The sequence below is a fragment of the Bacteroides sp. AM37-9 genome (assembly GCF_003603455.1).
Taxonomy (GTDB): domain Bacteria; phylum Bacteroidota; class Bacteroidia; order Bacteroidales; family Bacteroidaceae; genus Bacteroides; species Bacteroides xylanisolvens.
In genome coordinates this window covers 21,095-41,184 of record NZ_QTNF01000003.1, presented here as the reverse complement: position 1 = coordinate 41,184, position 20,090 = coordinate 21,095, and the positions used below count along the sequence as shown (strand labels likewise).

The 20,090-nt window shown below is 42.0% G+C and carries 11 protein-coding genes, 2 tRNA genes and 1 pseudogene; 6 read left to right on the top strand and 8 right to left on the bottom strand.

Going from position 1 to position 20,090, the window contains the following annotated elements:
- Positions 1 to 917: 917 nt before the first annotated feature.
- The 7 genes and pseudogenes from DW862_RS26675 to DW862_RS02830 form a co-directional block, all read right to left on the bottom strand.
- Positions 918 to 4,680, bottom strand: a pseudogene (locus DW862_RS26675) (N-6 DNA methylase).
- 88 nt (positions 4,681 to 4,768) lie between these two features.
- On the bottom strand, positions 4,769 to 6,127 hold the full coding sequence (gene mobV, locus DW862_RS02855; protein WP_120067259.1) for a MobV family relaxase: 1,359 nt from the start codon (positions 6,125 to 6,127) through the stop codon (positions 4,769 to 4,771).
- 253 nt (positions 6,128 to 6,380) lie between these two features.
- Positions 6,381 to 6,689, bottom strand: a complete 309-nt coding sequence (locus DW862_RS02850; RefSeq protein WP_243636444.1) for a hypothetical protein — start codon at positions 6,687 to 6,689, stop codon at positions 6,381 to 6,383.
- A gap of 20 nt (positions 6,690 to 6,709) precedes the next feature.
- Entirely contained in the window at positions 6,710 to 7,102 is a 393-nt protein-coding gene (locus tag DW862_RS02845) for a hypothetical protein (RefSeq protein ID WP_015547642.1), read from the bottom strand.
- A 17-nt stretch (positions 7,103 to 7,119) separates the two neighbouring features.
- A complete protein-coding gene (locus DW862_RS02840) occupies positions 7,120 to 8,352 on the bottom strand; it encodes a site-specific integrase (protein WP_120067257.1) in 1,233 nt (410 codons plus the stop codon).
- Between the two features lie 410 nt (positions 8,353 to 8,762).
- A tRNA-Asn gene (locus DW862_RS02835) sits at positions 8,763 to 8,836 on the bottom strand.
- Positions 8,837 to 8,864: 28 nt separating this feature from the next.
- Positions 8,865 to 8,938 (bottom strand) — tRNA-Asn (locus tag DW862_RS02830).
- Positions 8,939 to 9,015: 77 nt separating this feature from the next.
- Between DW862_RS02830 and DW862_RS02825 the strand changes: the two genes are divergently transcribed.
- Entirely contained in the window at positions 9,016 to 10,005 is a 990-nt protein-coding gene (locus DW862_RS02825) for an adenosine kinase (protein ID WP_120067256.1), read from the top strand.
- A 46-nt stretch (positions 10,006 to 10,051) separates the two neighbouring features.
- Positions 10,052 to 11,740, top strand: a complete 1,689-nt coding sequence (locus DW862_RS02820; protein WP_120067255.1) for a S41 family peptidase — start codon at positions 10,052 to 10,054, stop codon at positions 11,738 to 11,740.
- A 135-nt stretch (positions 11,741 to 11,875) separates the two neighbouring features.
- Here the strand turns inward: DW862_RS02820 and DW862_RS02815 are convergent, their stop codons facing one another.
- A complete protein-coding gene (locus DW862_RS02815; RefSeq protein ID WP_120067308.1) occupies positions 11,876 to 13,066 on the bottom strand; it encodes an ATP-binding protein in 1,191 nt (396 codons plus the stop codon).
- A 171-nt stretch (positions 13,067 to 13,237) separates the two neighbouring features.
- On the opposite strand from DW862_RS02815, the gene ahcY reads away from it, so the two are divergent.
- The 4 genes from ahcY to DW862_RS02795 all read left to right on the top strand — a co-directional run bounded on the left by ahcY (position 13,238) and on the right by DW862_RS02795 (position 20,062).
- Positions 13,238 to 14,668, top strand: a complete 1,431-nt coding sequence (gene ahcY / locus DW862_RS02810; RefSeq protein WP_085929822.1) for an adenosylhomocysteinase — start codon at positions 13,238 to 13,240, stop codon at positions 14,666 to 14,668.
- Positions 14,669 to 14,819: 151 nt separating this feature from the next.
- A complete protein-coding gene (locus DW862_RS02805; RefSeq protein WP_008023147.1) occupies positions 14,820 to 17,333 on the top strand; it encodes a YfhO family protein in 2,514 nt (837 codons plus the stop codon).
- A 283-nt stretch (positions 17,334 to 17,616) separates the two neighbouring features.
- Positions 17,617 to 18,948, top strand: a complete 1,332-nt coding sequence (locus tag DW862_RS02800; RefSeq protein WP_008023145.1) for a TolC family protein — start codon at positions 17,617 to 17,619, stop codon at positions 18,946 to 18,948.
- A 22-nt stretch (positions 18,949 to 18,970) separates the two neighbouring features.
- Positions 18,971 to 20,062: an HlyD family secretion protein gene (locus DW862_RS02795; RefSeq protein ID WP_120067254.1), complete on the top strand. Its 1,092-nt coding sequence runs from the start codon at positions 18,971 to 18,973 to the stop codon at positions 20,060 to 20,062.
- Positions 20,063 to 20,090 lie beyond the last annotated feature (28 nt).

The window sequence follows — 20,090 nt, the reverse complement described above, 5'->3', positions numbered from 1 at the left end:
TGAACTCTAAATTAGCATTTAGCTTGTTTCGGTACGGAAATAACCAAAAGTACTATCGTTGACAATAATTCGTCAATATGCAGCTTTTATCTCTTTTTCTTGCTTATATTATTTTTTCAATTGCCTAACGAATTATCGTTTGACAGTTGTTGAACGAACGCTTGACAGATGTTGAACTATCGCTTAACAATTGTCAAGCGAAAACTCCTTAGGCAATGAAATAACTATTAATAGGTAAAGGATCGCTTAAAAATAACTAATAAAATCATTAGTGGTAATTGATTCCAAACGGTACGGTTATAAATTTATTCCATATCATTATATTTTAGACATGATAAGATTATCATTGAAATATATTTCAACATATACATTCCTACGATAGAAGTGTCAAAAATAAAAGAGACGAACAATTTCCTCAATTTAAGTTTAGGACTTTATCAGTCGATTCGTTTCTCGGTGTCGAAAAGGTTGTTTCTCGGTGAGAAACGGGTCGTTGGTTTTAAAGGAATCTATCGAATAGTAACCACCTGGATAACAGTATCTTACAAAACAGTGTTATCTGTCAGAAATACATAGGAGTTTTATTGACATTTTTTTGGCAACACCATTTATTTCTATTGTATCTATTACTGTGATAATATTTACATTAGAACTAAAATATGGCATTTATAAAAGAATCTGTTTCATTCTTTTCTTATCAGGAATGAATCTATTTTAGATTTTTCTCGGTTTAACTTAACCGATTGAGAAATAAACTTTTAGCGAATTATTTGAGAAATAGAGGTAACGATTTAGCAACTGTGCGAATTTCAGCGTTTTGCAGTGCTATGCTGTCAAATAACTCTTTCTATGTACAAAGATATGAGGATTCTATGAATTAGCAATATCTGATACAAATTTATTTCAGCATATGTTGCTTATAAATACCTATCTAACACTGTCTGCTTTTGACTTGCGGCATTTTCGATAACTTCACGAGCAACTTTTATCTTTGCTTCCAATTCTTCAACCTTAGACACGATACGTTGCTGTTCTTCTGGAGATGGAATTGGAATCCTATATTTCAAAATGTCTTCCTTATTACCTCGTGGCATCTTGATTCCCTTTTTACTTTCCATTATATAGTCAAAAAACACATCTCTACTAAGCATATAGAAAATGTACTTAGGAAGATATTTGCTTGTATCGGCAGACCTTAACACAAGAACATCTTTTGAACAACCACCTTTCTTATCCGCAAACCAAATCTTTTTAAGATATGGGCGAATATTGGAAATCAATATATCTTCATTCTTGTATTCCGTAATGGATGAAATATTCGCCTCTCCTTCAAATGGGATAATCCCCAACTTGTTCTGAAGCATATTATCAGTTGTGATGTATGTTTCAGAATCTATATCATTATACTTAATAGACTTAGTAGCAAATGGCGCAATAGCATTTAGTGTACCATCTTTAAAATTAATTGAGGACAGCAAATCCTCTATATTTTTTTCAAGCTTTTTAATCTGTTGCATAGCGGATGAAACAGACTTATCAACTTTACAAATTTCTTCTACAATCTGTTTCTGAATATCAATAGGGGGAACGGGAATTTTAATTTTAGAATACCCGTCCATATCAATATTAAGAAGTCTAATGCCATTTTGTAAGGGAATAGTTCCGCCTTTGCAATAAAAATTATGCAAAACGATCCACAGATATAGCGAATTTACTTCAGAAGTATCCTTTACTCTTACTCTAGAACAAAAATTCGAATAAGAATATGTTTCGTTATCATTCTTATCAAACAATACAACTCTTCCGATTGCTTGCGTATCACTACCGCCTGATTTTTCTAATATAATGTCTCCATATTGCAATGTGCGTGTTGCTAATTGAGTTGTTTCTACTTCTATTTCCGCAACATCGCCATAATCTAAGAAGCCATTATTTAACTTAAAGTTTGTGTTGCGTAGAACCTTTACTACTTGCAACAAACCTTTTTCGCCTTTCCATAAGCCACTTTGAAAGTTCACAAGTTTATCCAACGGTTTTAATGTATAGGCACAATTAAAGACTACTTTTTTTTTTGAATTTAAGTTTATCCCTTTTTCAAAAATATATCTATCAAAAGTGAGCATATCAATCAATGATATGCGAGATACATGTGTTTGCATACCCTCTGCTATAGGTGTGGTATAGTCGCCTTTGAAAGCTTTATATACATAAGTACTTGCTTTTTCAGGGTTATCATAGCTATTAGCATCGAAGAGTTTGGTGCATTCATCTATGTTCTTGCCTTTCTGTATAGCATGGATTCCCTCATTACCTCGGCGGTTTGAAAACTCATAGCCTAAAAAGCGTTTTTCAATGTCTTTCTCACCACTCTTTACAATAACGACCTTCTGAGGATATGCTAATACATAGTACAAAAGCTTTTCAGCTTCTATACTTAATATCGCTTCATATAACTTCGCTTCACTTTTGGCAGAGATTTTCTTTTTATACTCTGCATATATCTCGTGCGCCTTTATCTTGTCATTTGGCGATTTTTGTAACAATGTAACATAATCGGCATAATCAATCCCATCCCAAACATGAGCTACATATTTTGAGGCTGGAGTTTCTATGCCGTTGATAGTTACATCATTTAATGTACGGAAGAATGTATCAACAGCATTCTTGGTGTTTGCTGCAAAATAGTTATCTCTACGGCGCAGGAATAGAACAACAGTATTGGTATTAGTTGCCATAAATGTATTGCTCCCCAATTCTGCTATTGCAACAATATCAAAGTATTGCAATATAATCTCGCGAGCTTTAGTATAGATACCTGAATTACTCAATATTGAACTTGGCAATATAACACCGGCTATACCACCCACCATCTTTGAGTAACTGTTTGGTACGCTCAATAAAGAGACACTCTATTTCAGAGCTATTATCTGTCAATGAGTTATACAGCTCAAAGTCTTGCTCTGTATAATAGTCACGAGTTGTCTGGCGGAATGAAGATACAGAATACGGTGGGTTACTCAATATAATATCAAACTGCTGATTATCCTTTTGACTATCATCCACTTGCTTGCGTAGTTTTCCCTTATACTCTTTGTTATTGCTAAAATTCGCAAGACCGTCGCTTAGGATAACATTTGCTAAACCATCACCATGTAAATAACAACCGACTTTACCAACTTTTACAAGTCGATAATCCTTTTCGATGCCATATACATAGTCTGTCGCCCAATCAAAATGGCAATTCTGCCAATTGATAAGATGCTTCCTTGTCTCTTCAATATATTTAGAGGTATCACAATTATTTATGATGTCTTGTATCTCATGCATAAACTCTGTGATAAAGTGACCGCTACCTGCTGCATAGTCAATCATATATGGCAAAATCTCACCATCTTTACGAGATAGTTTTTCTGCCATAATGGAATCCAGCGGAAGGCTCTTAATAATAAATTGGGCAATGGGGACAGGCGTAAAGTACTGTCCAGCTTCTTGTTTAAGACCAGTAGTAAGAAGTAATTCAAAGAAATCGGATAGGTATTGTTGGCGTTTATTATATCGGATTCTATAACCCTGAATCAACTCTACAACTTCTTTTACAACCTTTGCATTTTCTTCAAATGAAGCATTGTCATACACTTCCTTGATTGCGAACTCGTTATTTTTTTCAAGACGAAGTTTGTTTACCTCCCTTAAAAGATACTGTTTTGTATCTTCATTTAGGCTGGCACAACGCTTGTCAAAATCCTCGTTGTTAAAGTCGCTGACGGTTCTATCCAAAAACCTTTTCATACCTTTACTATAAAGGTCTGTCAAGCGCAGTTGAAAATCAACATGATTATCTCGTCCATCAAGCCATTGGAATTTTAACTCTTCACCCTCTTCCGCAGTTGTTTCATCATAAACCTTGCACAAGAAAAGTGTAAATATCTTATTAAAAGCATTGCCCTTATCAGAAACTACATTATGACGCAATATTTCAAGAAAGCGGTTGAATATAAAACTCGAATCCTCAGCTTTTATCTCTTTCAACTGCCCCTTTGTCAAGGCTTTACTTTGGAAATTGTATGGCTGTACCCAAGAATCAAAAATACCATTATCTTTGGTAAGCTTATTCCATTTTTCATAAATATCCTTTACATCACCATTACGATAATCATCTTCAATCTTGATAATCTCATTTACATAGATAAACTTATTGCCTTTCAATTCTGAAGCATACAGCATTATTACATCTGCTTTGCCACCAGATAATTGGAAATATGTGAATAATTGGCCTCCGTCTTTATGAATCCTTGCCGACTCTTTATTGTACTCTTTCCCATAGGTTTTACATTCAATAAGCATATATGGCGCACCATCCTCTCGATTAACGCAAATATCCAATCTGCCCGATGTTCCATGCCCAGATGGCCAAGTCTTTTCAAGAATAATATTTTGAGGCTTATATCCTTGTATAAGTAACCTATCAACACACTCAAGCACCACAAAATTTTCGGGCTGCGAAAAATTCTGTGTGGTTTTACTTTCTGCTATGATTTTATCACCGTATTCAATATGTTCCTTATCAAAATCAATGGATATGACATAGTTGTTGTGGCCTGAATATACCTTATGATATATACCACTTCTTCCATTCTTAGGAATAAAACCTAATGCTGTTATGTGTTTCTTTACGTCCATAAAACCTCCATTCATAATACAAAAGTAGTAAAATTCCAAATGCGAAGTAAGTTTTTGAATGACTTTTTAACAATTAATGCTATAGTATTTATATTTTGAGCCTATTTTGTCGTGGAATAGGTTGCCGTATGTTCTGTCTTAGCTTGTCGAACTGTTCCTTGAACCACTCGGCAATGGGCTTTCGGTCGATGGCAAGAACTAATCTCGTCCCGTCCGTGGGGTCTTTCACTACTTGAAACCCAGCCTTTTCGGTCGTGAATTTCCGTCCGTGTTCCTCCGAATAGAGTTCCCCTGCATACTCCAACGGCTTTCCCTTGACGAGCGTTGCGGTTTGCCTTTCATCGAATCCCACAAGGCGGCAGAGGTTTTCGATACGGAGCATTTCACGGAAATAGGGAAACCATGCCGCAGCCTTTGCGATTACCGTTTTCAAGAAAGATATTTCCTCTTTGTGCTTCGTTTCCTTGTCCGCTATCTCCCTGCGGTGCTTCCGTTCTACTTCCGCCATCTGTCGGCTGTGGTCTGCCTGCATGGTCTGTATTCTATCTTGCAGGGCTTCGATGGTTTCCTCGTGGTCGGCTACCTCCCTATGTAGGGCGGTGTTCTCTTTTTCCAATGTCTTGACCTTGTTGCTGCCGAAAAGAGAACCGACACTCTCGGCGATGTTGGCGGCTGCGGTGGTTGCCGCTCCTTTCAGCTTCTCGGTCTGTATTTCTTTTTTCGCCCGTCTTAGGTCCTCCCGTGCCGTTTCTTTCTGCTGCTGCAAATCCACCACTTCCGCTTTGAGGTTATCGGAGAGTTTCTGTATATCCCGATAATACTGCTGCGTGGACTTGTGACGAGCCTTCGAACCGTCTATGCCCCTTTGCAGCCCGTATTTTGCCATCGCTCCGGCATAGGTATCTTGGTAGGACTTCAATTTCAGTCGTGTCATAATATCGTCTGCGCACAGCCTCATGGTGTCGGTCGGCTTCTTGCGGTATCGCTTCTTTGTCTGTTCCTCCCTTTTCCTGCGCTTGCGCTCTCCCTTGACGATGGGGACGAGTGTAACGTGTATGTGCGGCGTTTCCTCGTCCCTGTGCAGGTGAGCCGCCACGATGTTCTCCTTTCCAAACGTGTCGGCGAAGTATTTCAGATTGTCGGCGCACCACTCGTCCAAACGCCCCTCTTCCTCTATCCGCTTCATGTCCTCGTGCGTTCCCGATACGTTGATGCGGATAGCCCGTACTTGGTTGCTTCCGATTTTGCGTGTCAGCCCCGCTTCTTCCAATCTCTGCTGTATAGCCGCCGAACGGTCTTTCACCCCGTCGGGGTAGTCGATGAGCCTGCGGTTTAAGTACGTGCGTGTGGGGTCGGCGTTCTTCGGTATGATGAAACGCTCGATATGTGCGGTCGTTCCGCTGTCGCTGCCGTGCGCCTTTTCCATGTGTAAAACTACGAAACCCATATATTCTTCCTTTCTTTTTTGGCTTGTGAAACAATGATTTTTTGTATCTTCGGGGGCGGCAAATGCCGTCCCCGATGGGGTGTGCAGAGGGGCTTGGCCCCTTGCCTTATTGGGGAATTTTCAGCGATACGTAGTATTGCGGCTCGGAAAATTCCCTAATAAGCTACGGTATTTTCTCCGTAAATACCCTGCGGCATGCCGTCTGCCTTTCTGCGGTGGCTGTCCCTGCCGTCTGCTTGCCCGTAACCCCACCTTATTTTTTCCCTTTCGGTCGGTGGGTGGCGGAGTGGTCGTTTCCGTTTTCAAAGGCTCTTTTGCACGGGGCGGTCGGATACAAGGTTTTCCCGATAAATACGCTCGCAGCGAAGCGAGAGGAAGATTTATCGGGAAACGGCGCAGCCGCCTGACCTTTTAGCCGACATAAAGCCCCGTGCTTGCTTTGCCTTTGTAAACGGAAATGATTGCTCCGCTTTCCTCTGAAAAGAGGAATAGAACCTGCAATATATATCACCATAGTGATAGGTTTGCATGTTGGTATGCTGATATGTTGGTATGTTTGCATGTTGGTATGTTGATATATCATCATGCTTTCCAACGGCTGTTGGGCTTGCCGTCCGAAACAACCGACACGAATACCGTCGTTTTCTCTTTTCGCCTGTTTATAATCCTTTCCAACAACACTTTGCGGACTTTCGCCGCCCCGAACGATTCGATACGGAAAGCGAGGGCGGCTATCGTTTCGAGGTTGTAAACCTCCGCGCTGTATCTGTCCGATATGCGGATAATGCGCTTTATGTCATATATACTCAAAACTCCGCTTTTGCAGAGTGCCTTTATCCCTGCCCGAACCGTCGGGGCGATAACCCCGAACAGTTCGCAGATTTCCCACTCGGTCATGGCGGTTGCACCTATATCGTTCGGCAGGAAGATATTGCCCTGCTCGTCCATCGTGATAATATTCCTTTCTTCTTTCATCGGTATTCTGTTTTTAATTAGATGGCTCGACAGATATTCTTCTCCATATCTTCCAACTTGTGCGACAAGGTTTCCATGTCTTGGCTTATCTTCTGGGCGGTGATTTTGGCGTAAATTTGGGTGGTCTTTATGTTGGTATGTCCCAAAAGGCGGCTCACCGTTTCGATGGGTACGCCGTGCGACAAAAGTACGGTCGTGGCGTTCGTGTGGCGTGCCACATGGTAGGTCAAACGCACCTTGAAGCCGCATTGTCTGCCTATCTCTTTGAGTATTTTGTTGCAACTGCCGTTGCTCGGAACGGGGAAAACATGACCGTCCCGAGCCAGTCCCTTGTATTTCTCCATGATACGCTTGGGAACGTCCAAAAGGCGGATGTTCGATTCGGTGTTCGTCTTCTTTCTTCGGGTGATTATCCACAGGTTGCCGTCGAAGAATGTTTGCAGGCGGTCGGTGGTGAGGTTCTTCACGTCCGAATACGCCAAACCCGTGAAAACAGAAAAGACGAACAAGTCCCGTACAAGTTCATGGGTGGCGTTCTTCATGGGTGCGTCCATGAGCGTCTGTATCTCCGTTCGGGTGAGGTAGCCCCTGTCCACGCTTTCGGGAGAGTTGATATATCCCGCAAAGGGATTGAATGGCAAACGTCCGTCGTTTCTCGCAATGGAAACGATGTGCTTCAACACAATCATGTAGCCCCACACGGTATTGGTGCGGCATTTCTTCTCCGTGCGCAGGAAATACTCGAAATCGTTGATGAATGTGAGGTTGAGTTCCTTTAACGGGATGTCCTCACGCTTGTAGGTATGGGACAGGAACTCCCGAATATGGTTGCAGACCGTCCGATAACGGGTGAATGTCCCTTGCGCCCTGCTGTGCCCGACTTTCTTGGCAAACTCGGCGTTGTGCTGCTCGAACAGTTTCAGCAAAGTTTCCTGCTTGACGCCGATACCGAGATAGGCGTCTTTGAGTTTGGCGGCGGTAACATAACCGTCCGTCTGCATCAACTCTTGATAGCGGCGGTTTACCTCCACACGGATTTTATCTACCGCAAGGTTGATTCTCTGCGCTTCGACGCTCTTGCCCGAAGCACGGCTGTTCTTCACGTCCCACAAGCGTGGGGGAACGTCCATCTTGCAACTGAACTGTTTAATTTCGCCGTCCACCGTGATACGGCACATCAGAGGCAGGTTGCCGTTCGGCTTCTCGCTGCCTTTCTTCACGTAAAATAAGACCTTGAATGTACTTCGCATAACTCACTCCTTTTTTTGGTTACAAAATTAGTTTACAGTGAGTTACCGACAGCTATGCAAATCTACGCAAAACGCAGAAACAAAACCTTTTAGCAAGAAATTTGCACCCGTTACGGGAGTAACGAGGTGGTAACTGAACTTCTGCACCGTTTGGCTTCGAGGTGGTATTTCGTTGGCTCTGCCCCATAGAAAAACAAAGCGTAACGAACGCTCTATCAGCTAATTCGCTACGCTTTGCCCAAATTTACTTTTTCGCTATGTGTTTATTTTAAGAATGTGACTGCCCTGAATCAAATCCCCCAAGTTTTCAGACTGAGCCCTATCCATCCCAGGATTCCGTTATGCTCCGAAAAACATTGGATCAGAAAAATAAAAAAAGAGATAAATCTTCTGATTTACCTCTTTTTTTGCTCTTCCTCTTGGACTTGAACCAAGGACCCTCTGATTAACAGTCAGATGCTCTAACCGACTGAGCTAAGGAAGAATGTTTGCAATCAAGATTTTCAACTTTGCTCTTCCTCTTGGACTTGAACCAAGGACCCTCTGATTAACAGTCAGATGCTCTAACCGACTGAGCTAAGGAAGAATGTTTTTCTCAATTGCGATGCAAAAGTACTAGGTTTTTTTGAAATATGCAATATCTTTGCAAAAAAAATATTAGGAATGGACAAAATAATAGGATTGGGCAACGCCCTGGTAGACGTACTCGCAACCCTGAAGGATGATACTCTTTTGGATGAAATGGGTTTACCCAAAGGAAGCATGCAGCTCATCGATGACGCTAAGTTACAGCAGATTAACACAAAATTTTCACAGATGAAAACCCACTTGGCAACAGGCGGATCGGCAGGAAATGCCATCCTCGGACTGGCTTGTTTGGGTGCTGGAACAGGATTTATCGGAAAAGTGGGAAATGATAATTATGGAGAATTTTTTCGTGAAAATCTGCAGAAAAATAAGATTGAAGACAAATTATTGACCTCGGACCGACTACCTTCCGGTGTGGCATCCACTTTTATTTCACCGGATGGGGAGCGCACTTTCGGAACCTATCTGGGAGCAGCCGCTTCTTTGAGAGCGGAAGAACTGACGCTGGATATGTTTAAAGGTTACGCGTACCTATTTATAGAAGGCTACCTCGTTCAGGATCATGAAATGATTCTTCATGCCATTGAACTGGCTAAAGAAGCAGGTTTGCAGATTTGTCTGGATATGGCTAGTTATAATATTGTGGCCAATGATTTGGAGTTCTTCTCTTTATTAATAAACAAATATGTCGACATCGTCTTTGCAAACGAAGAAGAAGCGAAAGCCTTTACCGGCAAGGAGCCGGAGGAAGCTTTGGGAGTGATTGCCAAGAAATGCAGTATTGCTATTGTAAAAGTCGGAGCAAGCGGTTCTTATATCCGCAAAGGAACAGAGGAAATAAAGGTTTCGGCCATTCCGGTTCAGAAAGTGGTGGATACTACCGGTGCCGGTGACTATTTTGCTTCCGGATTCTTATATGGATTGACCTGTGGATACTCGTTGGATAAATGTGCAAAAATAGGTTCTATTCTCTCGGGAAATGTTATTCAGGTAATCGGAACAACGATGCCACAGGAACGCTGGGATGAAATTAAGTTAAATATTAACAGGATTCTGGCAGAATAACAAAGGATTAAGCTACTTTTACGACTCATTTAGATTAAAAAGAGGTATGAAAAAATTGCTGAACAGGCGAATAGCTATTGTTGCAGTAGCGGTGATAGCCACAGTTGCTTTCTTTAGTTTCAAGAGCGGAGATGATCGTAATTTCCAGATTGCAAAGAATCTGGATATATTTAACGCGATTGTGAAAGAACTGGATATGTTCTATGTAGATACCATTGATCCGAATAAAACGATTCGGGAAGGGATCGATAATATGCTTTACACCTTGGACCCTTATACGGAATATTATCCGGAAGAAGATCAGAGTGAGTTGGAGCAGATGATTAAAGGATCATTCGGTGGTATAGGTTCTTACATTGCTTATAATACGAAACTAAAGCGTTCGATGATTTCTGAACCTTTTGAGGGAACACCTGCTGCCAAAGCCGGGCTGAAAGCGGGAGATATCCTGATGGAGATTGACGGAAAAGACCTTGCCGGTAAGAATAATGCGGAAGTTAGCCAGATGTTGCGTGGGCAGGCAGGGACCAGTTTTAAGTTGAAGATTGAGCGTCCGAATGTGAAAGGCGGACGTACGCCGATGGAGTTCACAATTGTGCGTGAGTCTATTCAGAATCCGGCAATACCTTATACTGCCGTATTGGATAACAATATAGGTTACATCGGCCTTAGTACTTTTTCCGGCAATCCTTCCAAAGAATTTAAGAAAGCGTTTTTGGATTTGAAGAAACAGGGAGCCACTTCATTGGTGATAGACCTTCGTAGTAATGGTGGTGGATTGTTGGATGAAGCAGTAGAAATTGCGAATTATTTCTTGCCGCGTGGAAAAGTGATTGTGACGACCAAAGGAAAAATCAAACAGGCCAGTAACACTTATAAAACGTTGCGTGAACCGTTGGATTTGGATATTCCGATTGCCGTACTGGTAAATAGCGGAACGGCTTCTGCTTCTGAAATCTTATCAGGTTCTTTGCAGGATCTCGACCGTGCTGTGATCGTTGGTAACCGTACTTTTGGAAAAGGGTTGGTACAGACCACCCGTCCTTTGCCTTATGGCGGAATGATGAAAGTGACTACCTCCAAATATTATATTCCGAGCGGCCGTTGCGTGCAGGCTATTGATTACAAGCATCGCAATGAAGACGGAAGTGTCGGCACTATTCCCGACAGTTTAACTAAGGTATTCCATACGGCTGCCGGACGTGAAGTCCGTGACGGAGGTGGTGTAATGCCGGATATTACGATCAAACAAGAGAAATTACCGAATATCCTTTTCTATTTGGTACGTGATAATCTAATCTTCGATTATGCAACGCAGTATTGTTTGAAACATCCCACTATCGTTGCTCCGGAGAAGTTTGAGGTGACAGATGCTGATTATAATGATTTTAAAGCATTGGTGAAGAAAGCCGACTTCAAGTATGACCAACAGAGTGAGAAGATTCTGAAAACGTTGAAAGAAGCTGCCGAGTTTGAAGGATATATGGATGACGCTTCAGAGGAATTCAAAGCGCTAGAGAAGAAGTTGAACCATAATCTCGACCGTGACTTGGATTATTTCTCTACCGACATAAAGAAAATGATTGCTACTGAAATTATCAAGCGTTACTATTATCAACGTGGTAATATCATCCAGCAGTTGAAGGATGATGACGGTTTGAAAGAAGCGATGAAAATACTGAATGATCCGGTAAAATACAAAGAAATGCTTAGTGCCCCGGCTGCTAAGAAATAAAGAACTATTTTTCAAATATTGATAATATAGAAAACGCGGCTTTGTCATCGACAGGCCGCGTTTTCTGTATCTAATTGTAAATAGTCATATAAGTGTCATCCTCTGATACAGGTATTTGTAACCTCGACGGCACATTTATTGGCGAATCAAAGGGAGAGTGAAATAGAACCTGCTTCCCTGTCCCTCCTGGGAGCGCAGCCAGATACGTCCTTCCATTTTTTCTACTAACATTCTGCAAAGAGTCAGCCCCAATCCGGTTCCCTGAACAAAATCGTTGACTTTTCCAAAGCGGCGGAAAATAGTGGCAACTCTTTCTGCCGGAATACCGATGCCGCTATCTTTCACGTAGAACTCTACAAAATCCTCTTTTTCCCGATACCCGAAATGAATTTCTCCTTTGGGGGTAAACTTCGTGGCGTTACTAAGCAAGTTACTTATAATTTGTATAATACGATTCCAGTCACCGGAGGCATACATGTCCGCATCTACATCATCTAAAATAAGTTTGACTCCGTTTTGCGTCTTATGGCAAAACTGTTGCTCCAGTTGCAGACAGATATCTGTTAACTTGATCGGACAGATGTTGAATTTTAAAGAGTCGGCCTCCAGTGAGGACAGATCCAGAATATCGTTGAATAGATTCAGTAACATTTCCGAATTTCGTTCGATGATTTCCGCATATTGATTCTTCTCTTCCGTAGATGTTGCGTAAGTGATTAGTTTGGAGAATCCGACAATCGCATTGAGCGGAGTGCGTATTTCATGGCTCATGTTTGCAAGAAAAGCAGACTTCAGCCGGTCCGACTCTTCTGCCTTGACTCTGGCGGCCTTCAGCTCTTTCTGTTGTTGCGCGTTCGTCTGTTCTGCCTCCCATTGTTGGGATATATCACGGCACATACACAACAGATATTCATTATCCAAAGGAAAGATGCGGTTTTCGTAGTGATGTAAAACACCGTCCAACATCAGGTCATGTCTGGCTGTGGAACTTTCTCCCGTGAGGATTACTTTATCCATATTCTTGCGGACACTCTCATAAGCTTCTTCCGGCAGAATATCTTTTACGTTAGTGGTGGTGATATTACTGGCATTGATACCTTCTACGTGGTTGGTTGCCGGCGAAGAAGCAAGCTCTATAATATTGGCATCATGGTCGAAGACGGTGAGCATATCGGGGAGGGCATCCAATATCCGGGTGCTGTATTTATCGCGAAAACGTTCTTGGGAAGGAGGCGAAGAATGAGAGGAAAGAAAATCCACCTTCTCCTTTAATTGTTCGATTATTTTTAAAAGTTCCTCCTTCGTTTTGCCCTCGTAATGTCTCATAGAAGATTTATTGTTATTCATTAGAATATTGTAGAATTTGTTTTATCTGTTGCAAATATAAGACAATATTCCGAGACGCGGATTGTCTCCCAAGTTATTATAATATAAAAAAAACGGATAGCTTTTGCCCTACTAATCAGAATGTTCTATCTTTGCACCAATTATATATAAATGATTTACAATATGTCTACAGAATTATTCTCTACTCTGCCCTATAAGGTGGCAGATATTACGCTTGCTGATTTCGGACGCAAGGAAATCGATTTGGCAGAAAAAGAAATGCCCGGCCTGATGGCTCTTCGCGAAAAGTATGGAGAATCCAAACCGTTAAAAGGTGCCCGCATTATGGGATCGTTGCACATGACCATTCAGACGGCTGTGCTGATTGAAACGTTAGTGGCTTTAGGAGCTGAAGTACGTTGGTGCTCTTGTAATATATATTCAACGCAGGATCATGCGGCGGCTGCAATTGCTGCTACGGGTGTGCCTGTGTTTGCATGGAAGGGGGAGACTCTTGCTGATTATTGGTGGTGTACATTACAGGCATTGAGCTTTGCCGGTGGTAAAGGACCGAATGTGATTGTAGATGATGGCGGTGACGCTACGATGATGATTCACGTAGGTTATGATGCGGAGAATAATGCTGCCGTATTGGATAAAGAAGTACATGCAGAGGATGAAATAGAACTGAATGCAATCTTGAAGAAAGTGTTGGCGGAAGACAGTACTCGCTGGCATCGTGTAGCGGAAGAAGTGCGTGGCGTGTCTGAAGAAACTACGACAGGCGTACACCGTTTGTATCAGATGCAGGAAGAAGGCAAACTGTTGTTCCCGGCATTCAATGTGAATGATTCGGTCACAAAATCTAAGTTTGACAACCTGTATGGCTGCCGCGAATCGCTGGCTGACGGTATCAAGCGTGCAACGGATGTGATGATTGCCGGAAAAGTGGTGGTAGTATGTGGTTATGGTGATGTGGGTAAAGGCTGTTCTCATTCTATGCGTTCTTACGGAGCGCGGGTGCTCGTGACGGAAGTAGATCCGATCTGTGCATTGCAGGCTGCCATGGAAGGCTTTGAAGTGGTGACTATGGAAGAAGCTTGCATGGAAGGCAATATTTTTGTGACTACTACAGGTAATATCGATATTATCCGTATCGACCACATGGAGAAAATGAAAGATCAGTCTATCGTTTGCAACATTGGTCATTTCGATAATGAAATTCAGGTAGATGCCTTGAAACATTATCCGGGCATCAAATGTGTGAACATCAAACCACAAGTAGACCGTTATTATTTCCCGGATGGCCACAGCATCATTTTGCTTGCTGACGGTCGTTTGGTAAATTTGGGATGTGCAACCGGTCATCCGTCATTTGTGATGAGTAATTCATTTACCAATCAGACATTGGCACAGATGGAACTGTTTAACAAGAAATATGATATCAATGTATATCGCTTGCCGAAGCATCTGGATGAAGAAGTTGCCCGCCTGCATCTTGAAAAGATCGGCGTGAAATTGACTAAGTTGACTCCTGAACAGGCTGCCTATATTGGTGTGTCAGTGGACGGACCTTATAAAGCAGATCATTATAGATACTAATTAGATTTACGATTTGACGATTTACTATTTGCGATTGATAAATGTGGGAGATCGGTATTCTACCGTTATCAATTGTAAATATTGGATTGTCAGATCGTAATTTATTTTATATTCAAACTTCAATCGTAAATAGTAAATCGTGTCATTGTAAATGAAAAAGTTTCTTCCCGACTTAATAGCCATTCTGGCTTTTATCATTCTTTCTTTCGCCTATTTTTTTCCGGCTGATATTGAAGGTCGTATCTTGTTTCAGCATGACACGGCTGCCGGAGTCGGCGCGGGACAAGAATCGAAAGAGTATCTCGAACGTACCGGAGAACGTACGCGCTGGACGAATTCGATTTTTGGAGGTATGCCTACCTATCAGATGTCTCCGAGTTACGACTCGACAACGTCCCTGAAAGGGGTGGAGAAGGTTTATCGCCTCTTTCTCCCGGATTATGTAGTGCTGACTTTTATTATGATGCTCGGATTCTATATCCTTTTGCGGGCCTTCGGAATATCGGCCTGGCTGGCAGGATTGGGCGGAGTGATATGGGCATTTTCTTCCTATTTCTTCATTCTGATACCGGCAGGGCACATTTGGAAGTTTGTGACGTTGGCTTATATTCCACCTACGATTGCGGGTGTCGTTCTGGCTTACCGGAAGAAATACTTGTTGGGCGGAATTATTACAGCGTTGTTTATCGCCCTTCAGATTCAGTCGAATCACATTCAGATGAGCTATTATTTCATGTTTGTGATCCTGTTTTTCGTGGGAGCGTACTTTGAAGATGCTTATAAAAAGAAAGAACTGCCCCATTTCTTCAAGGCCAGCGCAATTTTGGCATTGGCTGCCGTGGTAGGAGTTTGCATCAATATCTCCAATCTGTATCATACTTATGAATATAGTAAGGAGACGATGCGCGGCAAGAGCGAATTGAAGCAGGAGGGTGCTGCAGCCAGCCAGACAAGTAGCGGGTTGGACCGCGACTACATAACCAACTGGAGTTATGGTATTGGCGAGACATTGACATTGCTGGTTCCGAACGTAAAAGGAGGAGGGTCAGGGTCTACGATGTCGCAAAGCGAAGCTGCTATGGCAAAGGCCAATCCAATGTATAGTGGTATTTATTCGCAGTTGCCGCAATATTTCGGTGAGCAACCGTGGACAGCCGGTCCTGTATATGTCGGGGCATTTGTGATGTTCCTGTTCGTATTGGGTTGTTTCATAGTGAAAGGTCCTCTGAAATGGGCATTGCTAGGAGCTACTATCTTCTCGATTCTGCTTTCATGGGGAAAGAATTTTATGGGACTGACGGACTTCTTTATCGATTACGTCCCGATGTACAATAAGTTCCGTGCTGTATCTTCCATTCTGGTGATTGCTGAATTTACCATTCCTTTGTTGGCGATTTTTGCTTTGAAAGAGATTTTGAGCAAACCGGATACGCTGAAGTTGAAAGAGAACCGTGGAGGGGTGATTGCCACTTTGGTACTGACTGCTGGTGTTGCGTTGATTTTAGCTGTTGCTCCGGGTGCTTTCTTCTCCGGTTTTATTACGACACAAGAGATGGCTGCTTTGAAACAAGCACTTCCAGCCGAACATTTGGCTCCGTTTGTGGCAAACCTGACTGAAATGCGTGAAGCTATTATTGCTTCGGACGCATGGCGCAGTTTCTTTATTATAATGATTGGTTGCCTGTTTTTATTCTTATATCAACAGCGGAAGTTGAAAGCTTCTTTCACATTGGCTGGTATTGCGCTTTTATGTTTGATAGATATGTGGAGCATTAATAAACGCTATTTGAATGACGAACAGTTTGTGCCGAAATCCAAACAGACAGAAGCGTTTGTTAAAACACAGGCGGATGAGATGATCCTTCAGGATACTACTTTAAATTATCGTGTGTTGAACTTTATAGGCTTCCCCGGTAATACGTTTAATGAAAACAACACGGCATACTGGCATAAGAGTGTCGGTGGTTATCATGCAGCGAAGCTCCGTCGCTATCAGGAAATGATCGATCATCATATCGTGCCCGAAATGCAGGAAACCTATCAGGCGGTGGCTACTGCCGGCGGACAGATGGACAGTGTAGACGCTTCCAAATTCCGTGTACTGAATATGCTGAATACAAAATACTTCATTTTTCCTGCCGGCGAGCAAGGGCAGGCTGTTCCTGTGGTAAATCCTTATGCATACGGCAATGCATGGTTCGTAGATAAGGTGCAGTATGTAAATAATGCAAATGAAGAAATCGACGCTTTGAATGATATTTTTCCAACGGAAACAGCCGTAGTGGATGTGAAGTTTAAAGAACAATTGAAAGGTGTGACAGAAGGATATAAAGATTCTCTATCTACCATCCAGTTGACTAGTTACGAGCCGAATCGTCTGGTTTACAAGGCTTCCACTCCTAAAGACGGAGTTGTTGTCTTCTCCGAAATATATTATCCGGGATGGCAGGCGACTATTGACGGCCAGCCCGTCGATATTGCCCGTGCAGATTATATCTTGCGTGCGATAAATGTACCGGCAGGGGAACATACCATCGAAATGTGGTTTGATCCACAAAGCATACAGGTTACAGAAAGTATTGCTTATGCGGCACTGACTTTGTTGTTGATCGGAGTTATAATCTTTGCGTTGATGCAGCGCAGCAAGATAGCGAAGAAGCCTTAAGCGAAATGTAATAGTCATTAACCTTCATAATGTATTGTAAGGTTATAAAATAAGGGCGGCACTCCTCCTCACAAAGAGCGCCGCCCTTATTTTACATTCACTAAAAAAATATGAAAAAACAAACGCTGTTCATAGAAACATATTAAGTGTGATGTTTTATGAGAGTAGTTGTTTATTGTTTGTTCATTGAAAAAGGAAAATATGAATATAAACAAATAGTTTGTGGATAGTCTTATTATACTGTAAGCTACTAAATTTGTAGCCAATAATAGAGCATTATGTTATGAAAAGACTACTATTCATTTTTTCCTTTTTTTTCTTGTTCGTGTTACGTGGGAACACACAGGAGGTAGAGATTCTGACATTAGAGGATTGTCTCCGCATTGGTATTGACAATAACTTGTCGTTAGAAGGGAAACGTAAAGAAATACAAAAAAGTAAATATGGCGTATCTGAAAACCGTTCGAAGTTGCTGCCGCAAATTAATGCGATAGCCGGTTATAATAACAATTTTGATCCTCCGGTGTCAGTCACAGACGGTTCATCTTACGGAGTTCCCTATAATATAACGAAAACATTGCAACATTCTGCTAATGCAGGACTGGAAATGCAGATGCCGCTTTTTAATCAGACTCTTTATACTTCTATGTCCATAGCTAAAGTGATGGAAGAAATCAGCCGTCTGTCTTATGGAAAAGCTAGGGAAGATGTTATTCTTCAAATCAGTAAGATGTATTATCTCGGACAGGTCACGGCCGAACAAATCATGCTGATAAAAGCAAATATCACCCGTCTGGAAGAATTGAGAGATATTACACAGGCTTTCTTCGATAATGGAATGTCTATGGAAGTCGATCTGAAAAGAGTCAATATCAATTTGGAAAATCTGAAGGTGCAATATGACAATGCACAAGCAATGATGAAACAGCAATTGAATATGCTGAAATACATTATGGATTATCCGGCTGAAAAGGAAATCGCGCTGACACCGGTAAATACCGATAGCATTACTACGGTAGCCTTGACCGGCTTGTCGGAAAATATCTATGAACTTCAACTCTCACAATCGCAAGTGCAACTGGCGGAACGACAAAAGAAGATCATTACTAATGGATATATCCCTTCTCTTAGTCTGACAGGCAGCTGGCGATATGCTGCATATACGGATAAAGGTTATCATTGGTTCCACTCCGGTCCGTCCAATCAATGGTTTCGTTCCTATGGAGTGGGGCTAACCTTGCGTATTCCGATTTTCGACGGACTGGATAAAACTTATAAAATAAAGAAGGCGATGATCGATATAGAGAATAAAAGACTGGCATGGGAAGATGCCCGGAAGAATCTGCAAACTCAATATCTGAATGCTGTGAACGACCTGATGAACAATCAGCGTAACTTTAAGAAACAGAAGGATAACTACTTGCTTGCCGAAGATGTGTACGCAGTCACTTCCGATCGTTACCGGGAAGGCATTGCTTCCATGACGGAAGTGCTGCAAGATGAAATGCAGATGAGTGAAGCTCAAAACAACTATATCAGCGCACATTATAACTATCGGGTGACTAACCTGATGCTGCTTAAACTGACCGGACAAATAGAATCATTAGTCAAATAATACGCAAATAACAATCATAAATATGGAAACAATGGAAAATAACCTTCCTTCCGCTACTCATCAGGAGAAAGCAAAAAAAATGAAGAAACTTCGTCGCTGGCAGATTGCTATCAGCCTTCTCGGAGTGGCTATTATTGTTTGGGGAGTGATTGAAGTGATCTGCCTTTTTTTGAATTATAGCCAGACGGAGACTAGTAACGATGCACAAATAGAACAATATGTGTCTCCTATCAATCTACGTGCTTCAGGTTACATTGACAAAATCTACTTTACAGAACATCAGGAGGTACATAAAGGAGATACTTTGCTGGTACTGGATGATCGTGAATATAAAATTCGCGTAATGGAGGCTGAAGCTGCCTTGAAAGATGCGCAAGCCGGTGCGACCGTCATCAATGCAACACTCAATACTACGCAGACAACAGCATCTGTTTATGATGCGTCTATTGCCGAGATTGAAGTACGTTTGGCGAAACTGGAAAAAGACCGGAAACGATATGAGAACCTCGTGAAACGAAATGCGGCTACTCCTATCCAACTTGAACAGATTGTCACTGATTATGAAGCTACGCATAAGAAACTGGAAGCTACGAAAAGGCAGAAAAAAGCAGCTCTTTCCGGTGTAGATGAAGTGTCCTACCGTCGCATGAATACCGAAGCGGCTATTCAAAGAGCAACAGCTGCGCTCGAAATGGCCCGGTTGAATCTTTCCTATACGGTTGTAATAGCTCCTTGTGACGGAAAACTCGGCCGTCGCTCATTAGAGGAAGGACAGTTTATTTCGGCAGGGCAGACCATCACCTATATTCTTCCTGATACCCAGAAATGGATCGTTGCCAATTATAAGGAGACACAAATCGAGAACCTGCATATCGGACAGGAAGTATTTGTCACAGTAGATGCCATTAGCGATAAAGAGTTTAAAGGCAAAGTCACCTCTATATCAGGAGCTACCGGCTCCAAATATTCATTAGTGCCGACCGATAACTCCGCAGGCAACTTTGTGAAGATCCAACAGCGCATCCCCGTACGCATCGACTTTACCGATTTATCGAAAGAAGACAACGAACGATTAGCAGCAGGCATGATGGTAGTGGTGAAAGCCAAACTCTAACTACCGTGCACCTATAATTCATAAATCA